The 23,013-nt window shown below is 69.3% G+C and carries 25 protein-coding genes; 7 read left to right on the forward strand and 18 right to left on the reverse strand.

The window, feature by feature from the left end:
- Positions 1-27: 27 nt before the first annotated feature.
- From AORI_RS64075 to AORI_RS64110, 8 genes are all read right to left on the reverse strand, one after another.
- Positions 28-2,433 carry a bifunctional acetate--CoA ligase family protein/GNAT family N-acetyltransferase gene (locus AORI_RS64075; protein ID WP_016334952.1) on the reverse strand — a complete coding sequence of 802 codons (2,406 nt, stop codon included), beginning with the start codon at positions 2,431-2,433 and terminating at the stop codon, positions 28-30.
- On the reverse strand, positions 2,430-3,005 hold the full coding sequence (locus tag AORI_RS64080) for a CBS domain-containing protein (protein WP_043848925.1): 576 nt from the start codon (positions 3,003-3,005) through the stop codon (positions 2,430-2,432). Before AORI_RS64080 ends, AORI_RS64075 begins: the two co-directional genes overlap by 4 nt.
- 26 nt (positions 3,006-3,031) lie before the next feature.
- Entirely contained in the window at positions 3,032-3,409 is a 378-nt protein-coding gene (locus AORI_RS64085) for a hypothetical protein (RefSeq protein ID WP_016334954.1), read from the reverse strand.
- Positions 3,406-3,987 (reverse strand): Rv1733c family protein, encoded by a 582-nt coding sequence (locus tag AORI_RS64090; protein WP_016334955.1) that lies wholly within the window; start codon positions 3,985-3,987, stop codon positions 3,406-3,408. Before AORI_RS64090 ends, AORI_RS64085 begins: the two co-directional genes overlap by 4 nt.
- A gap of 25 nt (positions 3,988-4,012) precedes the next feature.
- On the reverse strand, positions 4,013-4,519 hold the full coding sequence (locus AORI_RS64095; RefSeq protein ID WP_016334956.1) for a universal stress protein: 507 nt from the start codon (positions 4,517-4,519) through the stop codon (positions 4,013-4,015).
- A complete protein-coding gene (locus tag AORI_RS64100) occupies positions 4,516-5,310 on the reverse strand; it encodes a nitroreductase family protein (RefSeq protein WP_016334957.1) in 795 nt (264 codons plus the stop codon). The genes AORI_RS64095 and AORI_RS64100 overlap by 4 nt, the downstream gene beginning before the upstream one ends.
- Positions 5,307-6,275 carry an Acg family FMN-binding oxidoreductase gene (locus AORI_RS64105; protein ID WP_016334958.1) on the reverse strand — a complete coding sequence of 323 codons (969 nt, stop codon included), beginning with the start codon at positions 6,273-6,275 and terminating at the stop codon, positions 5,307-5,309. Before AORI_RS64105 ends, AORI_RS64100 begins: the two co-directional genes overlap by 4 nt.
- 396 nt (positions 6,276-6,671) lie before the next feature.
- The gene (locus AORI_RS64110; protein WP_016334959.1) at positions 6,672-7,256 is read right to left on the reverse strand and encodes an Rv1733c family protein; all 585 of its coding nucleotides are present in this window, start codon (positions 7,254-7,256) and stop codon (positions 6,672-6,674) included.
- A 145-nt stretch (positions 7,257-7,401) separates the two neighbouring features.
- On the opposite strand from AORI_RS64110, the gene AORI_RS64115 reads away from it, so the two are divergent.
- The 3 genes from AORI_RS64115 to AORI_RS64125 all read left to right on the forward strand — a co-directional run bounded on the left by AORI_RS64115 (position 7,402) and on the right by AORI_RS64125 (position 10,108).
- Complete coding sequence (locus AORI_RS64115; protein WP_228688163.1) at positions 7,402-7,815, forward strand: CBS domain-containing protein; 414 nt, start codon at positions 7,402-7,404, stop codon at positions 7,813-7,815.
- Positions 7,812-8,288: a universal stress protein gene (locus AORI_RS64120; RefSeq protein WP_016334961.1), complete on the forward strand. Its 477-nt coding sequence runs from the start codon at positions 7,812-7,814 to the stop codon at positions 8,286-8,288. Before AORI_RS64115 ends, AORI_RS64120 begins: the two co-directional genes overlap by 4 nt.
- Positions 8,289-8,359: 71 nt before the next feature.
- A complete protein-coding gene (locus AORI_RS64125) occupies positions 8,360-10,108 on the forward strand; it encodes an SdrD B-like domain-containing protein (RefSeq protein ID WP_081809699.1) in 1,749 nt (582 codons plus the stop codon).
- Positions 10,109-10,190: 82 nt separating this feature from the next.
- Here the strand turns inward: AORI_RS64125 and AORI_RS64130 are convergent, their stop codons facing one another.
- The 7 genes from AORI_RS64130 to AORI_RS64160 form a co-directional block, all read right to left on the reverse strand.
- Positions 10,191-11,273, reverse strand: coding sequence for an acetate/propionate family kinase (locus tag AORI_RS64130; RefSeq protein WP_016334963.1), 1,083 nt, complete (start codon positions 11,271-11,273; stop codon positions 10,191-10,193).
- A gap of 73 nt (positions 11,274-11,346) precedes the next feature.
- Positions 11,347-11,754 carry an Hsp20/alpha crystallin family protein gene (locus AORI_RS64135; RefSeq protein WP_016334964.1) on the reverse strand — a complete coding sequence of 136 codons (408 nt, stop codon included), beginning with the start codon at positions 11,752-11,754 and terminating at the stop codon, positions 11,347-11,349.
- 29 nt (positions 11,755-11,783) lie between these two features.
- Entirely contained in the window at positions 11,784-14,171 is a 2,388-nt protein-coding gene (locus AORI_RS64140) for a phosphoketolase family protein (protein WP_016334965.1), read from the reverse strand.
- Entirely contained in the window at positions 14,168-15,067 is a 900-nt protein-coding gene (locus tag AORI_RS64145) for a universal stress protein (protein WP_016334966.1), read from the reverse strand. The genes AORI_RS64140 and AORI_RS64145 overlap by 4 nt, the downstream gene beginning before the upstream one ends.
- Complete coding sequence (locus AORI_RS64150) at positions 15,064-15,669, reverse strand: CBS domain-containing protein (protein ID WP_016334967.1); 606 nt, start codon at positions 15,667-15,669, stop codon at positions 15,064-15,066. Before AORI_RS64150 ends, AORI_RS64145 begins: the two co-directional genes overlap by 4 nt.
- Before the next feature lie 5 nt (positions 15,670-15,674).
- Positions 15,675-16,577: a universal stress protein gene (locus tag AORI_RS64155; RefSeq protein WP_016334968.1), complete on the reverse strand. Its 903-nt coding sequence runs from the start codon at positions 16,575-16,577 to the stop codon at positions 15,675-15,677.
- Complete coding sequence (locus AORI_RS64160; protein ID WP_016334969.1) at positions 16,561-17,097, reverse strand: flavodoxin domain-containing protein; 537 nt, start codon at positions 17,095-17,097, stop codon at positions 16,561-16,563. The genes AORI_RS64155 and AORI_RS64160 overlap by 17 nt, the downstream gene beginning before the upstream one ends.
- A gap of 224 nt (positions 17,098-17,321) precedes the next feature.
- On the opposite strand from AORI_RS64160, the gene gap reads away from it, so the two are divergent.
- Positions 17,322-18,341 (forward strand): type I glyceraldehyde-3-phosphate dehydrogenase, encoded by a 1,020-nt coding sequence (gene gap / locus AORI_RS64165; protein ID WP_016334970.1) that lies wholly within the window; start codon positions 17,322-17,324, stop codon positions 18,339-18,341.
- 62 nt (positions 18,342-18,403) lie between these two features.
- Positions 18,404-19,354 (forward strand): DUF3048 domain-containing protein, encoded by a 951-nt coding sequence (locus tag AORI_RS64170; RefSeq protein ID WP_016334971.1) that lies wholly within the window; start codon positions 18,404-18,406, stop codon positions 19,352-19,354.
- 12 nt (positions 19,355-19,366) lie between these two features.
- Here AORI_RS64170 and AORI_RS64175 read toward each other — a convergent pair whose 3' ends face one another.
- Positions 19,367-20,368 (reverse strand): zinc-binding alcohol dehydrogenase family protein, encoded by a 1,002-nt coding sequence (locus tag AORI_RS64175; protein WP_043848927.1) that lies wholly within the window; start codon positions 20,366-20,368, stop codon positions 19,367-19,369.
- 133 nt (positions 20,369-20,501) lie between these two features.
- On the opposite strand from AORI_RS64175, the gene AORI_RS64180 reads away from it, so the two are divergent.
- Entirely contained in the window at positions 20,502-20,795 is a 294-nt protein-coding gene (locus AORI_RS64180) for a DUF4342 domain-containing protein (protein ID WP_016334973.1), read from the forward strand.
- Positions 20,792-21,442 (forward strand): LiaF transmembrane domain-containing protein, encoded by a 651-nt coding sequence (locus AORI_RS64185; RefSeq protein ID WP_016334974.1) that lies wholly within the window; start codon positions 20,792-20,794, stop codon positions 21,440-21,442. Before AORI_RS64180 ends, AORI_RS64185 begins: the two co-directional genes overlap by 4 nt.
- Here the strand turns inward: AORI_RS64185 and AORI_RS64190 are convergent.
- Positions 21,420-21,896, reverse strand: a complete 477-nt coding sequence (locus AORI_RS64190) for a DUF6292 family protein (protein ID WP_046199818.1) — start codon at positions 21,894-21,896, stop codon at positions 21,420-21,422. The two genes, AORI_RS64185 and AORI_RS64190, sit on opposite strands and share 23 nt — an antisense overlap.
- A 662-nt stretch (positions 21,897-22,558) precedes the next feature.
- The gene (locus AORI_RS64195; RefSeq protein WP_228688164.1) at positions 22,559-23,002 is read right to left on the reverse strand and encodes a lipocalin-like domain-containing protein; all 444 of its coding nucleotides are present in this window, start codon (positions 23,000-23,002) and stop codon (positions 22,559-22,561) included.
- Positions 23,003-23,013: the final 11 nt, after the last annotated feature.

Consider the following 23,013-nt stretch of genomic DNA (forward strand, 5'->3'; position numbering starts at 1 on the left):
TTTCCCGGTGCCGGGACTTCGTCCTTCTCACAGCCGGCGAAGGTGGTGATCAGCCCATGGCCGCGGCCGGACGAGCACCCGGACAGCGCCCGCGGTGGCTCCTTCCGGCGACACGAAGACCGGGTCGAGGTCGACGTCGACCTCCTCCGGCACCAGCTCCATGACCCGGTCGGTTCGCAGGAGCAGGTCGGCGAGCGCGGATCGGTCGAGAGCGCTGTTCCCCCCGAACAGCGCCTTGCTCGCGCGCAGGCTGTCGATGAGTGCTTCGGCGTCGTTGGTGCCGAGCGGCCCCAGGCCGGTCGATCTGTCGTCGAGCAAGGCTCCGTCGATACCGCCGAGCCCCAGGACGACGACCGGACCGAACACGTCGTCGGACTGGCCGCGTACCAGCAGCTCGCGATCACCGAATCGCCGCCGGGTCACCCGGATCCCGAAGCAGCCGAGCAGATCCTCACCGTCCTTTCGGGACAACCAGCCACCACTCGGATGCGCGGAGAGGTACTCGCCGGCCAGCCGGGTCGCCGTCGCGAGATCGATACCGGTGAGCCGGGGCAGGCCGCCCTTCCCCGCCTCGAGCCAGCGGGTTCGTTCGGACATCTTCGCCATGACGGCCGCGGCCTCCTCGACATCGGCGTAGCAAGGAATCCCGCGGTGAGGGGCGACGGACTCCAGCTGGCCGAGCCGCACGGCGAGGACGGTCTTGCCCTCCGGTCGCGCGACCAGCCCGGCCAGCGGATCTCCGACACCGGTCGGCACGCCGGCGGCGATCACCGCGTCCACACCTTCGTCGGCCAAGACCTCGGTGACGCACGAAGCGAAGGTGCCGGCCGTGACCGCGGCGCTCGTGTCCAGCGGGTTGCCCACGCTCGCGTGCTCGGGCAACAGCCGCCGGAGCGTGTCGTGCGTCTTCCGGCTCAGCTCGGGCAGGACCAGACCGTTGCGAACGCAGGCCTCCGCTCCCAGAACCGCCGCACCCCCGGCGTTGCTCACGACGACCACCCGCGGACCCGATGGCAGCGGTTGCCACGAGAGCGCGGCGAGCAGGCCGAGGACTTCGGTCACCGTGTCGACGACGAGGACACCGGCCTGGCCGAACAACGCCAGTTTGGTCGCGGCCGGGACCGCTCGCGCGGCCGTGTGCGCGGCCGCCGCCCGTTGTGCCGCCGGGGCGGATGCCCCGCGAATGGCCACAACCGGCTTTTCCCTCGCGAGAGAACTGGCAAGCCTGCTGAACTTTCGCGGGTTGCCGAAGGACTCCAGGTACAGCACCGCGATGTCGGTTTCCCCGTCGCCGCGCCACCACCGCAGGAGATCATTGCCGCTCACGTCGTACTTGTCACCGGCGGACACCAAAGTGGACAGTCCGAGCCCCAGCCCGGCGAGCGCGTCCATCAGCGCGATCCCGAAACCGCCGGACTGCGTCACCACCCCGATCCGGCCCGCCCGGGCGGCACGGCGCGCGAAGGTCGTGTCGAGACGGGTCGCCGGAGCACTGTTGACCACGCCGAAGCAGTTGGGCCCGACCAGCCGGATCCCGTACCGGGCGACGAGTTCGCGGACGCGGTGTTCCAGCGGCGTCCCGGTCAGCCCCGCCGTGACGAGCACGATCGAGCGCACACCCGCCCGTCCGCAGTCTTCGACGACGTCGGGAACGGATTCCGCGGGTACGCAGATCACCGCCAGTTCGATCGCGGGGTCCAAAGAGGACACCGAGGGAGCACAGGGAACGCCGAGGATCTCCTTGGCGTTCGGGTTCACGGCGTATACGTCGCCGGTATAGCCGGCGTCGAGAAGGTTCCGCAGTATCGCCCTGCCCACCGAGTCGTCCCGCCTGCCGGCCCCCACGACGGCTACCGAGGCCGGGACCAGCACCGTGCGAAGACTCGCCACGTCGGCGAGCCGTTCCCGCTCCTCGACGCGCTCGAGGTATCGGTCAGGCTCGCCGAGCTCGATCTCGACGTCGAGCTCCGGTCCTCCCCTTCCGATGACGTACGGAAGGCCGAGGTCGGAGAACACCTTGATCATCCGGGTGTTCTCCGCGAGCACCAGTGCGACGAAGCGGTGGATTCCCTGGGCCAGGGCCAAGGACACGAGGTGTTCGAGCAACAGGGTGCCGACCCCGTGTGCCTGGACCTCGCGGTCGACGACCAGTGCGACTTCGGCCGCGTGGTCGGCATCGGCCGCGGACGCCGGGCGGTAATGGGCGATCCCGATGAGGTCTTCCCCTCGGAACGCCCCGATCCCCGGGCCTTCGATCGCCAACCGGCTCAGCAGATCCAGTCTCCCCGGATGGGCGGTGAAGAACCGCAGATAGCGGTCGTGCTCGTCCAGCCGCTGATGCAGCTTCAGAACGGCGTCGAAGTCCTCCGCACGCAAGCGGCGGACGGTGACCATGTCGCCGTCCGCCAGCAAAGCGCTCGCCCCGGCCGTCATGTCGCCGCCGGATTCCGGGTGACCAGCACGACGGCGACCACGCCCGGCACCGTCCGGGCGAGCGCGTCGAGCACCCGCCGTTCGGCCTCGTCCCGGAACTCACCGGCGATGTGCACGTAACCGCCGTCGACCTCGACAGTCCACTTCGGACGATACCCGGCGTAGTCGCTGATCAGGCCGTGCACCTGTGCGGCGATCGAGTCGTCGGGCCGGACGAGCGGGCGGAGCAGATCGCGTCTGCTCACCACACCGACCAGGACACCCTCTTCGACGACCGGCAGGCAACGCAGCCGGTCGGCCAGCATCCGCCTGCCGATCTCCGTGACGTCGGTGGACGGCGAGATCACCTCCACCGGCGTGGACATCAGCGCGCCGACCGTGATCCCGTCACCGCCCGCCCGGATCCCCCTCAGCGCGTCGAATTCGGTGAATGTCCCCAGCACCCGGCCTTCGTGGTCGACGACCGGAAGACCGGCGAATCCCTTCTCGGTCAGCACTGCCACCGCCTCGCGGAGAGACGTCGCGGGTGTGGTCGCCACCGCCGGGCTGGTCATGATCTCCGAAGCACGCATCGAAATCTCCTTGTGATCGTTCTCGGTCAAGCACGTGAGCGCAGGAATCCCCTGCACGCTTCGAAGAGGTCTTCCGGCGGGCAAGCCGTGACGCGGTCTTCGAAACCCGGTGGGACGACTGGACCACCCGTGTCCCGTGCCGTGGTCATCACGACCGGCACCCGCTTCCGCAGCGCGCACACCACACCGAATTCCCGTGCGGTCAGACCGGGCTCGGCACCGCGGACGTCGACGGCGAGATCCGGCCGGTCCGCTTCGTCCAGCGGACAGGTCCCGCCGGGTGCGAGCGCTCGGCACACCCCGGACCGGACATGGCACGGGCTGACCCGGCACCCCAGGTCCCGCAACGCGGCCGCGATCTCCCGGGACTCGTCGAAGGTGGCTTCTGTCAACAGGATTCTCATCTTTTCTCCTTCCAGGCCAGCTGTTCCCATTCGCGCGCCCACTCGGCGGCACGGCCGCGCCCAAGCGCCGCCCGGCACGCCAGCAAGACCATCGCGACCAGGGTGAGCCAGCCCAGCCACAGCCCCGTGCCGACGCCGATGCCCTGGCTCAGGGCATCGGCGTCGGTGACCGGCGCCTCGACGGGATACCCGCGCGCGTCGAGCCAGATCCGCACCTCGTTCCCGGTCACCGTCCCGGCATCGACGGTCACCACGCCTTCACGAATCAGCCCGCCGGGCCCCGTCCAACGGGCGGCGACCTCGACCTTCTCGTCGAGCGGCACACCGTCGAGGCGCACGTGTACGGGCGGGGCGTCGGCGATCAGCACCGCGGTCGTCTCCTGACGGTTCGCCGCTTGTTCCGCCGCGCGCTCCCTTCCTGCGGCGTAGGCCGCGGATCCGGCGGCCGCGGCGAACGGGATCGCCAGCAGAGCCAGCAGGACGGCGCCGACTATCAGCGCGGCCTCGAGCCGGTCGGACCAGCGGATGAGCGGGTTTCGCCGCGTGATCACGGTGACGAACTCGGGCCGCGCTTTCATGGCTGTCTCCTGTTTCCGGCTTTGCTCAGAGAATCGGACCGGGCTCGTAGGCAACGGAATTCAGCAGCCGGCCGAGCCTGCCTTCCGGCGCCGCGGCGGGCGGCGGGATCACCACCACCGGGCAGGTCGCGTGCCGCAGTGCCGTCTTGCACACCGAGCCGACCAGCAGTTCACGGATCTTGCCCGTGCCATGGCTGCCCAGCACGAGGAGAGCGGCACCTTTCGAACGCTCGACCAGCGTTTCGCCGGGATCCCCCTGGGGGACGTCATAGGTGATGTCGAGCCCTTCATGGGCATCGAGGACTTTGGCGGTAGCGGCTTCCAGCGCCTTCAAGTGGACGTCTCTCGCCTCCGCCACGGTCCGGTCGGCCGACGCGTCGTCCAGCATCTCGTCGTGGACCCACACGGTGACCACCTGCAAGGCGGCGCCCTGCCTGACCGCTTGGTCGGCCGCCCAGCGCACTGCCGCGGCAGAGCCCGCCGAACCGTCCATACCGACGACGATCCGGTTCTCGGTCGCACTGTCCGTCATGACGTTCTTCCCTTCTGTGCCGGTGTTTTCCGACGTTCTTCGACCACGACGACCATCTGCGGGAATCCGGGGACACCGTCGATGGCGGCGAGCGCCCCGCGGATGGCGGGAGCGTCGAAAGGCTCGGTGAAAGCGGTACCCTCCAGGCCGTACCCGGTGGCCGCGAGCAACAATCGCTGCGCGACCGCGCCAGACCGGACGAGCTGTTCACGGCTTTCGGTCACGGTGGTGACGAGGAACGCCGTCCAGGAGGCTTCCGGAGTCACCTTCCTGGCGACCTGCCTGCCCACCTTGGGCAGATCACGGACATCGGACGGCGCGAGCACCCGGACCCGGATGCCGCCGCCCTCGGTCGCCTCGGCGACGTCTCGTCCCCACGTCGACACCGAGGGCGGAGCCGGCTTGGTCCGCCGCCCGGACAGCGCGGCGAAACGGGCGAAATCGGCCGCCACAGGGCGGGCCCGCCGCCGCGCCGTGAGCCTGGCGACCCGATCCAGGGCGAGGACGTCGCAACTCGGATCGGTGAGCGGCGCCCAGCCCAGCATCCTGATCGCACATTCGAGATTCGCCAGTACCGCCCCGCAGACGATGAGCCGCGCACGCCCGCCCCGGTCCCGCACCCGGTGGTTGTTCGCGAGGCGTTCGTACAAGTCGAGCGAGTCCTCGTGGACCGACAGCGTCCAGACGTCGTCGATCCATCGCTTCGGGACCTGTCGTGCGGCCGCCACGATGATCCGCTTCTCCTCCGTCGACCAGACATGCAGTCGGACTCCGGTGACCGAAGTCGTCATGGCCGTTCCTCCTCGATCCTGTCGCGGGCGACCGCTTCGATCGGGCGGCGCGGTGTCTTCACACCCGGAGAGCCGTAACCGAGCCTGAAGACGGTCTGGGGATGGCCGGAGTCCCCCAGCAGGTCACGCAGTTCGGCGCGTACGGCGGTGATCTCGATCGGCTGGGAGTAGAACGAAGCACTCAGTCCGGCGTCCGTGGCGGTGAGCAGGACCCTCTGCATCGCGCACCCCGCGCGGACCTGGGACATCGGCGCGTCGTTCGGCATGGTCAACACCGCGACCACCGGGTCCTGCTCGAAGACGCGGGGAGCACCGTCCTCCTTGACGTACCGCCCAGGCAGCAGCCCGCCCGCTGAGCGAGGGCCGCCCGCGTAGACGGGAACACCGTCGTCCTCGGCGCCTCGCCGGGTCCATGCCCGGAGTTCTCGCTGGAAGGCCGCGTCCAGGGCCTGGACGTGATCGGCGCGGCGGATGAGTCCCGCGGTCGCCTCCAGCAGACCGGCCTCGTCGAGCAGGACCAGACGTGCCCCCTCCTCGCGGGCCGCCTCCCGCACAGCGGTCCGTACGCGGAGTGGCACCGGCTCGTTCGTGAAGGGGCGGCGATTGCTGTATCGCCGGGGAATCGCGGCGGCGAGACGTCGTTCGCTCGCGGTGGGACGGTGGTGGGGACCAAGCGTGACCCGTGCCAGTAAGGCGGGCCTGTCGCGTTCGGGCGTCAGCTCGACTTCGCTGATCCGGCCCGCGGCGGCGATGGCGAGCCGCAGGTTCAGCAACGCCGCGCCACAGGACAGCCGCGCCTCACGCGCCTCCGGGTCGCAGGCGCCGAGGATCCGGCTTTCGTCGAGCACGACGTCGATCGTGTCCGGCGCCAGCTCGAAGATCCACGGCTGGGAGTTGTGCGGTGACGGCGCGCGCACCGCGGCACGCAGCGCCTCCGCGACGACCGGCGAACGAGTGAGGAACATCCTGCTGCACCTGCCTTTCGACGATCCCAGCGTCTCGCCTCGCGAACGAGGACGGCAGTGGCCGTGGGCCCGGTGTGCCGGGACCTTCGGCACCGCCAGTCGTGAGTCGCGGTTCGGGTCGCTGTGCCGTGAAGGACCCCTTCACGGCGTCCAGCGGATTGATTCCGTGAAGCGGGCGGGGTGTCGGATACGAGGGTGTGAGGCTGGCCGGGCTCATGGGTGGCGGCCTGCCCGTGCTGGAACGGACGACACCCGTGATCAGAGGGACGACACGCGTGACTGGGTGGACGGAACTCGGTGCCGTCCCACGGAACACGCGTGTCGTCCGTTCCAGCACGCGTGTCGTCCGTTCCAGCACGAGAGACCGCCACCCATGAGCCCGGCCATCCGGCATCGCTAGTGCGACGCGAACTCGCGCCATTCCTCCTGCCATCGCGCCCATCGAGCCCTGTCGAGCAGCACCCGACCGCAGCCGTAACCGGCCAGCACGACCACGATGAAGCCGAGCCAAAGGCCGACTCCCGTCCCGACACCGAGGAGGCGGGCGTCGAGACCGGTGAGAGGCGCGGCGACCGGGTTCCCCGACTCGTCGAGCCAGACCGGGACCTTCGCGCCGGCTCGGCTCCCCCGCGTCGCCTGGACCTCGCCGACTCGGCTGTCCCCGTCACGAGTGACCCACGTCGCCTTGGCAGGCGAGGTGTCGTCGACGACACCCGACCGGCCTCCGATGGCGATGGGCGCGCTGTCTTCGAGAAGGGTCGCTTCCGCGCGGTACCTGGTGGCCTGTTCGGTCGCCGCCTGCTCGGCGCGGGCCGCGAACACCCCGGAAGCAACCGCCGCGGCGACCGGCAGGGCGAGGACCACGAGGGCGACCGCGAGAAGCACCGTGAACGCTTCGACGCGATCTTCGCGGCGAGCGAGCGGATTCCTCCCTGGATGAACCATGTGCCAGGCTCGCGACCAGCGGGACGACGTGTTCATGACCTGGACCTCCGCTGCGGATCGCCGGAAACGTGTTGCCGCCACCATCGCTCGGCGACACCGCCTGGCAAGAGAGGCGACGGTCCCGCCGGGCCGGGACCTCCTGCCGTATTCCGGACCCACCCGGCGAACCGAGACTGGCTTCATGCGAGTACGTGATGTCATGACCACCCCGGTCATCGCGGTGACGCCCGCGGCCACGATCGGCGAAGCGATCGCCGTGCTGACCGGCAAGGGATTCACCTCGCTGCCGGTCGTCGGCGACACCGGCGAACTGCTCGGCGTGCTGGCCGAAGAGGACCTGCTCCGGGCGCGTTACCTTTCCGAAGGCGATCCGGACAGCGGCGTCATGCTCAGCGGGCGCACCGAAGTGAGCGCGCTGATGCGGCGACCTGCGGCCGGTGCCCATCCCGATGGCGACCTGACCGATCTGACGGCGAAGATGCTGGAGCGCCGGCTCCGATCCGTCCCGGTCCTCGAAAACGGCCGCGTGATCGGAGTCATCACCTGGCAGGACCTTCTCCGTGCCGGGCCATCCGCGCAAAGGAATCAACCATGAACACGAATCCCGACACCACCCGACACCTTCTCGTGGGCGCCGACGGCTCGGCCGAGAGCGAGGAAGCGATCCGGTGGGCCATCACCGAAGCCACCGCAGTCGGCGACAAGGTCGAGATCCTGATGGTCCTGCCGAGGGAGGAGCTCCTTCCCGGCACGTCGTTCGCCCTCCAGCCACACGGCAGGGTTCCGGTGAGGAAGCACTACTCGCTCGACGAAGCGGTCGCACGGATCCAGCGTGAGCTTCACGCGGACATCGACGTGACGACCATGCTGCGGCAAGGGAACCCGACGTCGGAGCTGCTCGCGGCGGCGCGCGACGCGGACATGCTCGTGCTGGGCACGGGCACGAAGAGCGCGGTCGGCAGGCTCGTCTTCGGGAGTGTATCCACGGCCTGTGTCAGGCATGCGACGTGTCCCGTCGTGCTGGTGTCGACGCAGGCGGTTCACCGGTTCAGCCCGACCGCTTCCTGATTCATCCGTGCGGCCCGCGACCTCCGGCCGCATCGGCGAAACGACTCCGAGACGAATCGAGGCATCCGGACATGTCACGAAGATCCCGGTCCACCGCAGCCCTGCTGTCGTCGATCACGCTATGTCTCGCCGCATCGGCGGGGCCCGCGTTCGCGGGCGAAACGGTCCCGGCCACGTCGGTCGCTTCCGGGAGCGCCGCCGCTCCCGCGCCGGTTCCGTCGGAAACCACGTCGACCGCGCCCCGGCCGTCCACGGCGAAACCGGCCGCCGCACCGTCAAGCCCCCGGTCCAGCGCCCGGGCGACGTCAACTCAGCCCGCCGCGCCTGATCTCCCCGACTTGCGTGTGACGGTGTGGTTCGACGAGCCCTCGTACCTCTCCACTCAGCTGATCACCGTGCACGCCAGGGTCACCAACAAGGGAACCGCGGTGGCGAGCCGGGTGATCGTGAATTCCGCCGGCAACCTTTCGACCACCTGGTGGACTCCGCTCTCTCCGCCCGGTGTGCCGATCGAACCGGGACAGACCGTGGTCGGCACCGCCGATGGCTACGTGACCACCACATCCGGCCCAGTCACCCTCACGGTCACAGCCGCCTTACTCGGCGACGAAGTGGACGCCAACCCTGCGGACAACACTGTCACCGCTTCCGTTCCGGTCACACACCTCAGCGGCGGCTACCGCGGAACGGTCTACGGCGACCGCGACGGAGACGGGACGATGGATCCCGGTGAGGCGCTGGCCGGGGTCAAGGTGTACACCTCGGGTGGCACCCCGAATGTCGGCCGGACCACGACCACCGACACCCGAGGACGTTTCGCCTTCCAGGACCTGCCGGCGGGCCGCTACTGGACGATTCTCGAGAGCGCCGAGTGGTATTTCGTGGGGCCGAACGTCGAGGTGGACGGCGTCGCCGATCCCGACGTCGTGATCCGAGGCACGGCTTCGGCGGCCAAATGGCTGTCCGTGTCGATGGCGTTCACGCGGAAGACGTACCGGAAGAACGACGTCGCGCAGCTAAGGGTGACGCTTGCCAACAATGGCGTGGCGGTGCTCAAGAACACGACCGCGAATTGCTGGGCCACCGGGTCAGGCGAGCTCAAGACCGGCGATCTGTCCCCTGACGGGCCGGGCGTGACCGTCCCGGCCGGGGCGACGCGGGTCCACGTCATGACGGTCCGGATCACCGGCGAGGCCGCCGCCGTGGGCCACCTGCGTGTCACTTGTGCCATCGGCGCGCCGCCGTTCGTCAACGGGCCACCGTCCGTGAGTGCGACGGCGAGGACTCCCGGTGGCATGGCTCCGCGGGTCGACGGCTATCTGGGGCGCTTCCTGTGGAAGCCGCAGCTCGGGCTGCCCTACAGCGATCCGCTCCCCGGGGTGAAGGTCTACCTGCGGAACCAGGTCACCGGAGCAGTCGTCGCTCGAGCGGTGACCGGCGGCAACGGCGGCTTCACCTTCCGGAACGTGCCGGCCGATCTGTACGACTTCGGGATCGTGGGACCGTGGAAGATGGTGTACTCCGACCCGGAATTCGTCGTCCGCGACGGGGAGAACGGGCCCGGTGACAATCCCTATCGCCACTTCTACTTCGTCGTTCCCGGCCCAGCCCAGCCTGATCCGGATCCCGTGCCGGCGCCCAAGGGCCGTGAGGTCCTCCGACCCGGTCCGGTACCGGTGGCGACCAGGCCCCCGGCCCCGCACCAGCCCGGCTTGGCCGAGACGGGCGTGGAGGTCACCTGGCTCGCGCTGGGCGGCATGATCACGACGATGGCGGGCGTGGCGCTCGTGCTCGGCTCGCACCGCAGGCGATTCCGGTAAGGGACGGGCCCGCCCAGTTCGGGTGTGGTCGGTGGCGTCGCACCGAACCGTGCGACGCCACCGACGCATTCGAGGCGCACACCTATACGTGCTCCACCGAGAGAAGCGCCTCGGCGTCCCGCGCCAGTTCGGCGTCCTCGCCTGTTGCCACGGCGAAGACGGTCACCGGCGTTCCGTCCGGGCTGATCACCCGGTCACCATCCCCGAGACACCGAGCGGGATCGACAGCGATCCCGAAGACACCCAGCCTCGCGGACAATCGCGCGATCAGCTCCGGCTGATGTTCGGTGACCCCGCCCGTGAACACCACGGCGTCGATCCGGTCGAGGCTCGCCATCATCGCGCCGATCTCTCGGCGGATCCGGTGCAGGTAAACGGCGACAGCCGACATCGCGTCGGGGTCCCCGGCCGCTTCACGGGCCAGGACGGCGCGAAGGTCCCCATCCGTTCCGCTCATCCCGGCGAGACCGGACCGGTGATACAGCACGTCTTCCATCGCTTCCACCGACATCGGCGCCGTTCGCATGACGTGCAGCACCAGCCCGGGATCCACCGAGCCGGACCGTGTCGCCATCGCCGGCCCTTCCAACGGGGTGAAACCCATACTCGTGTCGATGCTCCGGTCACCGCGGATCGCGGTCACCGAGACACCGGCGCCGAGGTGGCAGCACAGGAGCCGCGGCTCCTCGACGCCGAGGAGTGTCGTCACCCGGCGAGCCGCGTGACGACACGAAAGGCCGTGGAAACCGTAGCGCCGCAAGCGCCCTTGAGTGGTCCACTCCCTTGGGAGCGCGTACCTCGACGCTTCTTCGGGGAGTTGGGAGTGGAAGGCCGTGTCGAACGACGCGATCACCGGCAGGCCGGGACGCGATCGGAACACCTGGCGCGCGAGGCGGACGGCCTGTGGCTGGTGAAGCGGCGCGAACGGGCTGAGCTTTTCGAGCGCGTCGACGACGTCCGGGGTGAGCCGGACCGGGCCGGTCCTGGAACCTCCGTGCACGAACCTGATGGCCACGGTGTCCACTGTGGACCAGCGGTCGAGAGCCTGTCGCGCGGCGTCATGGGCGTCGTCCAAGCTCGTGGCGGCCCACCCGACCGGAGTGCCGTCGACGACCAAGGACGATTTCAGGCTCGAAGAGCCGGGATTCAACGTCAGCACACGCATGAAGACTCCTTCGGGCACGAGTTGGCCGGGCGGGCGCGCCCTGGGGGTCGCGCACCCGCCCGGCCGGGGATGGTCAGCCCTTGCCGACCTTGATCTTGACGTGCTTCTCGTCCGGCTTGTCGTCGACCGGCATGGAGACTTCGAGGATCCCGTCCTTGTAGGTCGCGGTGACCTTTGCCGTCTGCGCACCGGAGGGCAGGGAGACGGTCCGGCTGAATTTGCCGTAGTAGAACTCGCTGCGACCGTGCTCCGCGGTCCTCGCCTCGCGTTCGGCGGTGATCGTCAGCAGACCCTCGTGCGCGGTGACCGAGATGTTCTTCTCCGGGTCGAATCCGGGAAGCTCGGCCCGGACGAGGTACTTGCCGTCCTCGACGGACTCTTCGATCCGCACCGGATTGTGTTCGGCGAACGGCCACGGATTCTCCAGCCAGGCCGCGATACTGGGCAGGGTGAGGCGCGAACCGGGTACGAGAGTTGTCATATCCGTACTTCCTTTCCTGTCGGGTGCGGTCAGGACTCCCAAGCCCAGTCACGGACTTCGGGAAGATCATCACCGTGTTCGACGATCCACCTGTGGTGCCTTTCACGCGCGTCCGTCATCCGTTGCCGTACGGCGCCGGCCCGGGCGACAAGGCCAGGCACCCGGTCGATCACGTCGGTCACGAGCTGGAAGCGGTCCATGTCGTTGCGCACCAGCATGTCGAACGGGGTGGTCGTGGTTCCGTGCTCGATGTACCCGCGCACGTGCATGTCGTCATGATTCGCCCGCCGGTAGGCCAGCCGGTGGATCAGCCAGGGATAGCCGTGATAGGCGAAGATCACCGGCCGGTCGGTGGTGAACAGGGCGTCGAATTCGCGATCGGTCATCCCGTGGGGGTGTTCCGCGGCGGGCTGCAGACGCATGAGGTCGACCACGTTCACCACCCGGACCGCGAGTTCGGGCAGGTACTCCCGGAGGATCTTGGCCGCCGCGAGCACCTCGACCGTCGGCGCGTCGCCTGCACACGCGAGCACCACGTCGGGTTCGGAGTCCGGATGGGTGCCCGCCCACTCCCAGATCCCGGCGCCGCGCGCACAGTGCACGGCCGCCTCTTCACCGTCGAGCCAGATGGGGCTGTCGTTCTTCCCCGCCACGATCACGTTGACGTAGTCACGGCTGCGCAGGCAGTGCTCGGCGACCCAGAGCAGGGTGTTCGCGTCCGGCGGCAGATAGACCCGGACGACTTCCGGGCTCTTGTTGGCGACATGGTCGACGAATCCCGGATCCTGGTGGGAGAAGCCGTTGTGGTCCTGCCGCCAGACGTGCGAGGTCAGCAGATAGGTCAGCGACGCGACCGGCCGCCGCCACGGAATCCCGCGGTGCACCTTGAGCCATTTGACGTGCTGGTTGAGCATCGAGTCGACGATGTGCACGAACGCCTCGTAACAGGAGAAGAGGCCGTGCCTGCCGGACAGCAGATAGCCTTCGAGCCAGCCCTGGCAAAGGTTTTCCGAAAGGATCTCCATGACCCGGCCGTCCGCGGCGAGATGTTCGTCGACGGGTTCGATCTCGCACAGCCAGGTCTTTCCCGTCACGTCGAACACCGCGTCGAGGCGGTTGGAAGCGGTCTCGTCCGGGCCGAACAACCGGAAGTTCGCCGCCTTGCGGTTCAGCGCGAACACGTCCCGCAGCCAACGGCCGAGCACCCGGGTCGGTTCGGCGACCGCGCCGCCCGGGCTGACGAGCGGGATGGCGTGCGCCGACACCTCCGGCAACCTTAGCGGCCGCAAGACGAGGCCGCCGTTGGCGTGCGGCGACGAACCCATCCGGAGATCGCCCCGCGGGATCAGCGCGGTGACTTCGGACGTCGGCCTGCCTTCCTCGTCGAAGAGCAGTTCGGGCCGGTAGGAGCGCAACCATTCCTCCAGTTGCCGCCTGTGCTCGGGGTTTCCGCGTGCGTCGGGGATCGGCACCTGATGCGAGCGCCAGCTGCCCTCGACCCGCTTACCGTCCACAAGGGACGGACCGGTCCAGCCTTTGGGGCTGCGCAGCACGATCATCGGCCAGGTCGCCGGTCCCGCCGGCCCGGTCGCGGCGCGGGCCCGCACCTGGATCCCGTCGATCTCGTCCAGCGCGCCGTCCAATGCCGCGGCCATCGCCTGGTGCATGACCGCAGGATCGTCGCCTTCGACGTACCGCGGGGCATACCCGTAACCGCGCAGCAGTTCGTCGAGCTCGGTGCCGCTGATCCGCGAGAGCACCGTCGGGTTGGCGATCTTGTGCCCGTTCAGATGCAGGATCGGCAGCACCGCACCGTCGTGAGCGGGATTGAGGAACTTTCCCGAATGCCAGCTGGTGGCCAGCGGGCCGGTTTCCGCCTCGCCGTCCCCGACGACACAACCGACGACGAGGTGCGGGTTGTCGAACGCGGCCCCGTAGGCGTGCGCCAGGGAGTAGCCGAGTTCGCCACCCTCGTGAATCGACCCCGGCACCTGCGGCGCGACGTGACTGGGCACCCCACCGGGGAAGGAGAATTGCCGGAACAGTGTTCGCAGGCCGCTCTTGTCGTAGGAGACCTCCGGCCACGCCTCCGAGTAGCTGCCTTCGAGCCACGTGTTCGCGTACAGGGCCGGACCGCCGTGGCCGGGTCCGGTCACGAACATGGCGTTCAGACTCCGCCGCACGATGGCCCGGTTGAGGTGGGCGTACACGAAGTTCAGCCCCGGGGACGTACCCCAGTGACCGAGCAGGCGCGGCTTCACGTGCTCGGGTTCCAGCGGCGTTTCCAGCAGCGGATTGTCCATCAGGTATATCTGGCAGGCGGCGAGATAGTTCGCCGCCCGCCACTGAGCGTCCACTTGGGACAACTCGGCCGAAGTCAGCACCGCTGGTGCGGCGGGTGCGCCGAGAACGGTCACCGCGACTTCTCCGGCCGGACCACCATCACCGGGCACTCGGCGTGATGCGCGAGCGCCTGGCTGGTCGAACCGAGCAACTGCCCGGTGAATCCGCCCCGCCCCCGGCTTCCCACGACCACCAGCTGCGCCTTGGCACTCCACTCCAGCAGCGCGTGCCGCGGCCGGTCCTCCACGAGGACCCGCTCGACCTTGACGTCCGGATACTTCTCCTGCCAGCCCGCGAGACGCTGCGCCAGCAGCCGTCGTTCCTCGTCCTCGATCGACTCCCACTGCACGACCAGCCTCGCCATCCCGTAGGCGTCGTCGTAGGTGACGTCCCGCCACGCGTGGACCACGACCAGGCCTGCCTTCCGCCACGCCGCCTCTTCGAAGCCGATCTCCAGGGCACGCTCGCTCAACGGGCTGCCGTCGAGCCCCACCACGATCGGCCCCTCGGCCGGATACGCGGTGGTGTTCTTCCGGCCCCGCATGACCACCACGGGGCAGTGAGCGTGAGCGACGACCGCCGACGCGGTCGAACCGATCGTCATCTCCCCGAAGAAGCCCTTCCCGGTACCGCCGACGACCACCATCGCCGCCGACTTCGACGCGTCGATCAGGGTGGGCACCGGCGAGTCCGCCGGCATCCGCGTGTCCACCTCGACGCCGGGCGCCACCGCGTGCGCTTCCGCGACGGCCTCCTCCAGAACCCGCTTGCCCTCGTCGGCGAGGACGTCGTACCACGGCGTGGGGCCCGCCAACCCGGCTCCGTACGCCAGCTTGTCGACGCGCAGAGCGTGCACGATGAGCATCTTCAGCAGTCGTTCTTCGGCGACGGCGGCGGCCCATCGTACGGCCGCCCTTCCCGGCTCCGTCCCGTCCACCCCGACGACGATCTTCCGGTCCGTCGTGTTCATTCTTCTTCCTCCTGGTAGGTCACTTTCGCTTCCACGACGCCCGGAACCGCCTCGGCCAGCAGTTTGGCCACATGACGATCGGTGTCGTTGTCGTAGGCGTCGCCGATCCGCACGACACCGTCGCGCGCTTCGACCGTCCACCGGCCCGGCCCGCCGTAGATCGCCAGGTGATGGCGGACGTCCGCCGCGATCGCCTCGTCGGACCGGGCGAAGGCACGCACGAAGTCGCCTCGCGTGAGGATTCCGACCACCTTGGCACCGTCCACAATGGGCATCGCGCGGATACGTCCGTCGAGCAGGGCCCTGCCGACATCGGCGGCGTCCGCGCCGGTGCTCATCCCCGTGGCGGGCGTCGTCATCACCTGGGCGACGGTCAGGCCCGGCCTCGGCCGTGCCTCGTGGTCCGGGCCCGAGCGGACGTCGTGCGGGAACCGGTTCCTGATGAGGTCGGCCTCGGTCACGATGCCGATCAGCCGATCGTCATCGTCGATCACCGGCAAGGCGGTGAATCCCTTCTCCGCCAGTAGCTCGGCCGCGTGCTTGGCCGTGGTGCCGGGCGTCACCGTGACGACCGGGGCGGACATCAGATCCCGTGCTCGCATACCCCTCACTCGCTTTCTCGGCCGGTCAGAGCCGGCCGGACGACGGCCACCGGGCACTCCGAGTGCGCGACGAGGGCCTGGCTCGTCGAGCCGAGCAACATCCCCTGGAACCCGCCGCGGCCCCGCGATCCGACGACGAGCAGCTGGGCACGCTCGCCGAAACCGAGCAGGGCACGGACCGGCCGGCCCCGGGCGATCACCGTCTCCACGTGCAGGTCCGGGAACTTGGCCAGCCACGGCGCCAGCTGTTCGTCGACCACTCGCCGCTCCGAGGCCTCGATCGCCTCCGGATTCACTGTCAGGGCCGATTCGTGCTCGGTGACCTCGTTCCACACCCTGACGACGATCAGCTCCGTGCCACGGAGCGACGCTTCGTCGAAGGCGAAGGCCAACGCGGCGTCACTCGACTCGGAACCGTCCGTGCCCACGACGACGGGGCCCGCTTCCGGTGGAGCGTCTTCCGGGCGTTTCCCTCTCGCGACGACGATCGGGCAATGACCATGCTGCGCCAACGCCACCGCCGTCGATCCGACCAGCAGACCGGTGAACCCACCCAGCCCGCGAGAACCCAGCACGATCATGGTCGCCGCCCGCGACTCCTGGATCAGCGCCGCGACCGGAGCCCACTCACGCGCAGCGGTCTCGACGACCAGGTCCGGATAGCGCTCGGCCACCGCGTCACAGGCCTCCGCGAGCCATCGCGCCCCCTGCGCCTCGAACGCCGACCGGACCACCTCGTCCGACGGCATCACACCGGGCATCCGCACCGGAGGAACCACGTACACATGGACCAGCCGGAGCCGCTTTCCCCTCTTGGCAGCCTCGCCAGCCGCCCACACCGCGGCCCGCCGGGCGGACCCCGAACCGTCGATCCCGACGGCCACCGCGCCTTCAGCCACGCTCGACATGGCCACTCACCTCTCTCGTCCGAGCAGGCTTCAGGGCGGCGGCGACTTCGCCCGCCCAGGCCCGCACCGCCGGCCAATCCCGGTGGTCACCGTCCTTGACCCGGAGCGCCGTCACGACCGCTCGTTCGGCGAACCGCAGCAGGCTCCGGTCGATCCGGCCCGGGAACACGACGTGCCCGCGAGCGCCGGAGAGCGTCATCAGCCGAGCGACGTCCACCGGATCCTCCGCGGGTTTCGGCGGCGTCCCTACCGGGCCGCTGGAGAACAACCACACGTTCTTGGTCCTGAGCGCATCGGCGTGCTCGCCGACGACGTCTCTGGCCGCCTCGATCCACTGCCCCAGATAGACGCCGCTGCCCACCAGGACGACGTCGAACTCGTCGACCGTCGTGACGTCCTCGGCGCGCGACACACGCACAGTGGCGTGCCCGCGCATCTCCGAAGCGAGGGCGCGGCCGATCTCCTCCGCGATCTCCCAGGTCCCACCGTGGCGGCTGGCCGCCGCTACGAGGATCTTCATTTCGCTCTCCCGTCTGGTCACTTCCCAGCTTCGACCAGTGAGGAGTTCAGGAGGAGAGACGGAAGTCCCGGCGAGCCGGGCCCACGGTCCCGGCTCGATCGCCGAAGCGGCCCGACGTCAGTACGGCGGTCATTGGCCCGGCCGGCAAAGGACCTTCGTCTCTACGGCTCCCTCGGATGCCGAGCGGATCATCGGTGCACCGCGGGACGACAAGGGAGACGATCATGACGGTACGGCTCGGGATCAACGGCTTCGGCAGGATCGGGCGGGACATCCTGCGCTGCGTGCTGGAGTCGCCGGAAAGCCCGATCGAAGTGGTGGCGGTCAACGACATCACCTCGCCCGAGATGCTGGCGCATCTCCTGGTCCACGACTCCACCTACGGCAAACTCCGCACACCTGTCGAGATCGTGGACGGGAAAGCTCTCCGCGTCGGCGACCACTTCGTCCAGGTCACGGCGGAGGCCGATCCCGCCCGGCTGCCGTGGGGCGAGTACGGCGTCGACGTGGTCGTCGAGTCCACCGGCAAGTTCCGGACTCGTGAAGCCGCGGGCACGCACCTGGCGGCGGGCGCCAGGAAGGTCGTGATCTCCGCGCCGGGCAAGGACGTCGACGCGACCATCGTGCTGGGCGTCAACGAAGACGACTACGACGCCGAAAACCACCACATCGTTTCCAATGCGTCGTGCACGACCAACTGTGTCGCGCCGATGGTGAAGGTGCTGCACTCCGCTTTCGGCATCCAGCGCGGCCTGCTCACCACCATCCACAGCTACACCGGCGATCAAGCTTTGCTGGACCGTCCGCACAAGGACCCGCGCCGTGCCCGCTCGGCGGCGGTCAACGTGGTGCCCACCAGCACCGGCGCGGCCAAGGCCATCGGACTGGTGATCCCGGAACTGGCGGGCAAACTCGACGGGGTCGCCGTGCGCGTGCCGGTCGAGGACGGCTCGCTGACCGACCTCACCGTCGAACTCGAGCGCCCGGTGACCGCGGAGCAGGTCAATCACGCGTTCGCCGAGGCCTCGGACGGTTCCCTCAAGGGGATCCTGCGTTACACGGAAGCACCCGTGGTGTCGCGCGACATCATCGGCGACCCCGCTTCGTGCGTATTCGACGCCCAGTTGACCAAGGCCGACTCGCATCTGGCGAAGGTCTTCGGCTGGTACGACAACGAATGGGGCTACGCCACCCGCACGGTGGAACTGGTCGAGCTCATCGCACGCAGCCTGCCGCCGCGATGACGGTTCTCGATGAGGTCATACGGCTCCCACCTGGGAACGCTGAAGGAAAGGGGCCGATCCTCGTGAAGAAGTCCTGGTGGATCGCGTCGACGGCGGGGGCAGCGGTGCTCGTCGTGGCAGTGGTCCTGGTCGTGCGAGAACTGTCCGGTCCGACGAACGGGACCGACCCGGCTCCGTCGTCCAGCGAAGCCGTTGCGCCTGATCGCCGATCGGTACTGGCGGTCAAGATCGACAACGTGGCCGCCGCCCGCCCTCAGACCGGTCTGAGCGCCGCGGACCTTGTGTACGTGGAACCTGTCGAGGGTGGCCTGACCCGGCTGCTCGCGCTCTACCGGGGCCGCCCGCCGGGAGTGATCGGACCGGTGCGGAGCGCGCGAGCCACCGACCTCGGCCTGCTGGCCCAATTCGGGCGCCCCTCGCTCGCCTATTCCGGCGCCGCGCCGGAACTGCTGCCGGCGCTGCGTTCGGCATCGCTGACGAGCGCCTCGCCCACGGAAATCCCGAACGCCTACTTCCGCGACGACTCGCGGCCGTCACCGCACAATCTCTACCTTCGCCCGCAACAGGTCCCCGACGGCGAGGTCGCGCCGCAAGGCGCGTTTCCCGCCGCAGGCGCCGCACCCGGATCCGGCACGGCGGCCGCCACCGCGGCGATCCGCTACCCGGCGGCCGCTTTCACCTTCACCTGGTCCCCGGACATCGGCCGATACCTGATCGGTCTGGACGGCTCGCCACTCACCTCGGTGGACGGCGGCAAGGCCGGCGCGGCGACGATCGTCGAGCAACGGGTCGCCGTCCGGCTCGGCGAACGCGGGGAGACCGGTACGGTGCCCAACTCGCCCATCGCCCAGACGGTCGGCACCGGGCAGGCGACGATGTGGCGGGACGGGCAGCGGTTCGCGGGCACCTGGAGCCGTGCGACGGCAACGGCGCCGACCCGGTTCACGACCGCGTCCGGGCAGCCACTTCCGGTGTCGGATGGTCCTTTGTGGATCTTGCTCGTTGCAGCGTGACCGGCGCGTCGGTCAGCCGACCCGCAGCACGGCCGCGCCGTTGACCCGGTCCGCCGCCAGATCCGTGAGTGCCCGATCCGCCCCGTCCAGCGGGTACGGCACCGTGCTCACCTCGAGGCGATGGGTACCCGCGAACGCCAGGAACTCCCGCGCCTCGGCGCGCGTGTTCGCCGTGACGCTGCGCACCTGACGTTCCTGGAAGAGATGCCGCTGATAGTTCAGTGACGGGATGTCGGAGAGATGGATACCGGCGAGCGCCAGTGTCCCGCCGCGATCGAGAGCCTCGAGGGCGGGTGGGACCAGTTCTCCGACAGGCGCGAACAGGATCGCCGAGTCCAGTGGCTCGGGCGGCGGCTCGGCGGCCGCGACAGCCGAGGCCGCTCCGAGAGCCAAAGCCAGCTTCCTGGCTTCCTCGCTGCGGGTCATCACGTGCACGGTGGCGCCACGGGCGATCGCCACCTGCGCGGTCAGGTGGGCACTTCCGCCGAACCCGTAGATCCCCAGCCGGCCGCCCTCGGGCACTTGCGCCCGCTCCAGCGCGTGGTAACCGATCAGCCCGGCGCACAACAAAGGCGCGAGCTCCTCGTCGGTGTACCCCTCGGGCAGAAGAAGAGCATAAGCGGCCGGCACGACCGCGAATTCGGCGTAGCCTCCGTCTTCGTCCCAACCGGTGTAGCGCGACTCCGGACACAGGTTCTCCCGGCCGCGAAGGCAGTATCGGCACCGGCCGCAGGTTTGACGTAGCCAGGCGATTCCGACCCGGTCGCCCGTACCGAAGCCGGAGACGCCGTCCCCCACGGCGACCACCTCGCCGACCACCTCGTGACCCGGAATCACCCCCGCCCGATGGACGGGCAGGTCACCCTCGGCGACGTGCAGATCGGTGCGGCAGACCCCGCACACCAGCACCCTGACCAGCACCTCGTCGGCGGCCGGTCGCGAAACCGGGACCTCCGCCCACGCAAGCGGGCCCGAAGCCATCGGCCCAGGCCGGGTGACCCGCCATGCGCGCATCTTCACGAACGGCCTCCTCCGTCGGAAAGTCCTCCGTTCAGCATCGTGCGCCTTTCGGCCACGGGGAAGGACCGAAGGTCACTGCCGCCCGGCGAGCCGAAGCCTCACTGTGGAAGCGGAAGGGAGAGAAACCATGACCGTGCAGAAGGAAGACCGGCAAGTGCCCGAATCCGCGGCGCCGAAGAAGCCGAGCGAAGTGTTCACCGAAAAGGTGCAACGGCTCGTTCGCGAGGGCAACGTCCGGCGCATCGTCGTCAAGGACACCCAGGAGCGGGTGATCCTCGATGTCCCGGTGAACGCCGGCCTGGTCGCCGCGGTTTTCGCACCGGTCGTGACCGCGGCCGGCGCGATCACCGCGCTCGCGGGCCCCTGGTCCATCGCGGTCGAACGCCGCGGCGACCCGGCGTCGGAAGAGAAGCCGTCGTGAAACCCGTTCGCTTCTGGGTCGGGCTGGTCTTGGTCGCCCTGGGCGTGTTGGGGATCCTCGACGCGACCGGCGCCCTCGAGACCGGCGGCCTGCTCAGCGGGTGGTGGCCGGCCTCCTTGGTCGGCCTCGGCATCGTCGCGATGCTGTCCCAGCGGCGGATGTCGATCGGACCGGCCGCCGTGACCGTGATCGGGCTCATCCTCCTCGCGGGCACCCTGGACCTGGCGGAAGGTGGCCTGTGGTGGCCGGCCCTGCTGGCGGTGGCGGGATTCGCCGTGCTCGCCGGACTGCGCCGGGAGCACAGCACCAGGACACCGCTCGTGATGTTCGGTGGAGCGACCACCAGGGAGCAGTCCCGCCACCTGCGGCACACCGACGTCTCGGCGATCTTCGGCGGTTCGACGCTCGACCTTCGTCAAGCCAGGATCGACGAGGGCGCGACCGTGGACGCCTTCGCCTTGTTCGGCGGCGTCAAAGTCCTGGTACCGCGGGGCTGGCGGATCTCACTCGGCGGCCTGCCGTTCATGGGCGGTCTCGAGGACAAGACCGACAGCACCGGTGACCTCCCGGCGGACGCCCCGGTACTCGCCGTGAACGGGACCGCGATCTTCGGCGGCGTCGAAGTCACCAACACCCCGGAGAAATGACGCAGTGACTGCGCGGTGCCGTCGCGGCCCAGATGTCGCGCCGGTACCGCAGCAGCCGAGCCTTCACGTGGTCGCGATCGGCTCTCGGCTCCGGCGGGGCAGGGGTGGTGGACGCGCCACCGGCCGATTGGATCGCGGTCACGAATCGGCCGACCGTGTCCGGTGAGGGCACGAGTTCGCCTCCGAGGTAGGCGAGCACCAGCAGGTCCTCTCCGGAATGGGTCTCCATGGCGAAGGCCCAGCCGTGGCGCTCGTCCCACAGGAGGGCTGTGTCCCGCTCCGGCCGGCGGGGTAACCGCTGGTCCAGGGCGATGTAGGCTGACGCGGGGTGATCGAGATCCATCGAGCAGGACTCTTGCCCCACTCCCATCACGGCGCTTACCGCGCCCAGGTAGCCGGCCAGCCCGCACCGGAGGTCATGATCGAGTTCGATTCCGGTCAGCAGGGAAACCACCCTCCGTCGGGTCTGCGCGTCACCGACCACTTCGGACCGGCCGTTAGCCCGACCGTACGAGTTCGCCGCATCCGCCCGATGGCGTCATAGGGCCCTTGGATGAAGGACTTTCGTCCCTCGTGACTCCCTAGGTCCATAACGGACGAAGGGCGCGGCGGAGGTCACGCCAAGCGGCAGGCAGCGCGGCCGCATGTCGCTCGGCGTTGGCCGTCTCCCGTGCCCGCACCGCCGCCAGGGTGCCGTCCGTGACCTCCAAGGAACCCAAGAGCTCGCGGGCGACGATCGCGTCTTGAAATTCGCCGAGAAGGCGGCCCCACGAAAACGTGGTCGCCGACGAGCACCTGCTGCTCGCCGGCGACCACGGACCCGCGCACCACCGCGTTCTCGCAGATCACCGCCGCCTCCCCGACTTCGATCCGAGCCCCCTCGGCGTCGAGCACCGCGCCGTACATCACGCGCGCTCTCGGCCCCACGCGGACATCACCGACGAGCGTGGCCGTCGGGGCGACGTAGGCGGTGGGATGGACCTGGGGTTTCTTCCCGCGGTGACGGATGCGGATTCCCCGCGCTTCAGCGATCATCAGCGGATCCTCGCCCGACCGGACGCGAGCATGCCGGCGGATTTCGGACATCCCGTTCGCCGAGAGGCTGTTCGGCGGTGGCTATCGGATGTTCCCCTTGCCGAATGCGTGTGCGGTTCTGTGCCAGGTCAGCAGGAACTGCACCGGACCGCCGGGATCGCCGCTGAGCCGCAGCACATCGGCCGAATCGTCGCCAGGGATCAGCGTGGCCCACCGCGTTTGCCTGCTTCCCGCGCCGAACGGCCAGGTCGCGACCAGCGTGTGGTGGGTGATCACTCCTCGCTCCACCGTGTACGAACCGGTGTAGCCCAGCGATTTGCCGAGCCGGGGCATCCGACGGGAGGACACGTGGACAGTGGCCGAGAAGTGTCCGCTCGGCGTATAGAGCAGTGTTCCCCGGCAGCGAGGTCGCGCGCTTCGATCTCCGCGCGAGAGGCGCACTTCGTCCAGCAGCCACGCCCCTACGAGGTCTTCTGATGTCACGGAGGGACCGCGATGGTTTTGGGTGAGATCGACGGTTTTCACGAGTACTCCTC

The organism is Amycolatopsis keratiniphila (genome assembly GCF_000400635.2).
Lineage (GTDB): Bacteria > Actinomycetota > Actinomycetes > Mycobacteriales > Pseudonocardiaceae > Amycolatopsis > Amycolatopsis keratiniphila.

Bases quoted from the DNA above. Each gene is read 5' to 3' on its own strand.
- AORI_RS64125 (WP_081809699.1), top strand. From the start codon at position 8,360: ATGTCACGAAGATCCCGGTCCACCGCAGCCCTGCTGTCGTCGATCACG.
- AORI_RS64115 (WP_228688163.1), top strand. From the start codon at position 7,402: ATGCGAGTACGTGATGTCATGACCACCCCGGTCATCGCGGTGACGCCC.
- AORI_RS64080 (WP_043848925.1), bottom strand. From the start codon at position 3,005: ATGCGTGCTTCGGAGATCATGACCAGCCCGGCGGTGGCGACCACACCC.
- AORI_RS64120 (WP_016334961.1), top strand. From the start codon at position 7,812: ATGAACACGAATCCCGACACCACCCGACACCTTCTCGTGGGCGCCGAC.
- AORI_RS64105 (WP_016334958.1), bottom strand. From the start codon at position 6,275: ATGTTCCTCACTCGTTCGCCGGTCGTCGCGGAGGCGCTGCGTGCCGCG.
- AORI_RS64095 (WP_016334956.1), bottom strand. From the start codon at position 4,519: ATGACGGACAGTGCGACCGAGAACCGGATCGTCGTCGGTATGGACGGT.
- AORI_RS64180 (WP_016334973.1), top strand. From the start codon at position 20,502: ATGACCGTGCAGAAGGAAGACCGGCAAGTGCCCGAATCCGCGGCGCCG.
- AORI_RS64145 (WP_016334966.1), bottom strand. From the start codon at position 15,067: ATGAACACGACGGACCGGAAGATCGTCGTCGGGGTGGACGGGACGGAG.
- AORI_RS64150 (WP_016334967.1), bottom strand. From the start codon at position 15,669: ATGCGAGCACGGGATCTGATGTCCGCCCCGGTCGTCACGGTGACGCCC.
- AORI_RS64075 (WP_016334952.1), bottom strand. From the start codon at position 2,433: ATGACGGCCGGGGCGAGCGCTTTGCTGGCGGACGGCGACATGGTCACC.
- AORI_RS64175 (WP_043848927.1), bottom strand. From the start codon at position 20,368: ATGCGCGCATGGCGGGTCACCCGGCCTGGGCCGATGGCTTCGGGCCCG.
- AORI_RS64090 (WP_016334955.1), bottom strand. From the start codon at position 3,987: ATGAAAGCGCGGCCCGAGTTCGTCACCGTGATCACGCGGCGAAACCCG.
- AORI_RS64135 (WP_016334964.1), bottom strand. From the start codon at position 11,754: ATGACAACTCTCGTACCCGGTTCGCGCCTCACCCTGCCCAGTATCGCG.
- AORI_RS64155 (WP_016334968.1), bottom strand. From the start codon at position 16,577: ATGTCGAGCGTGGCTGAAGGCGCGGTGGCCGTCGGGATCGACGGTTCG.
- gap (WP_016334970.1), top strand. From the start codon at position 17,322: ATGACGGTACGGCTCGGGATCAACGGCTTCGGCAGGATCGGGCGGGAC.
- AORI_RS64110 (WP_016334959.1), bottom strand. From the start codon at position 7,256: ATGAACACGTCGTCCCGCTGGTCGCGAGCCTGGCACATGGTTCATCCA.
- AORI_RS64130 (WP_016334963.1), bottom strand. From the start codon at position 11,273: ATGCGTGTGCTGACGTTGAATCCCGGCTCTTCGAGCCTGAAATCGTCC.
- AORI_RS64160 (WP_016334969.1), bottom strand. From the start codon at position 17,097: ATGAAGATCCTCGTAGCGGCGGCCAGCCGCCACGGTGGGACCTGGGAG.
- AORI_RS64100 (WP_016334957.1), bottom strand. From the start codon at position 5,310: ATGACGACTTCGGTCACCGGAGTCCGACTGCATGTCTGGTCGACGGAG.
- AORI_RS64085 (WP_016334954.1), bottom strand. From the start codon at position 3,409: ATGAGAATCCTGTTGACAGAAGCCACCTTCGACGAGTCCCGGGAGATC.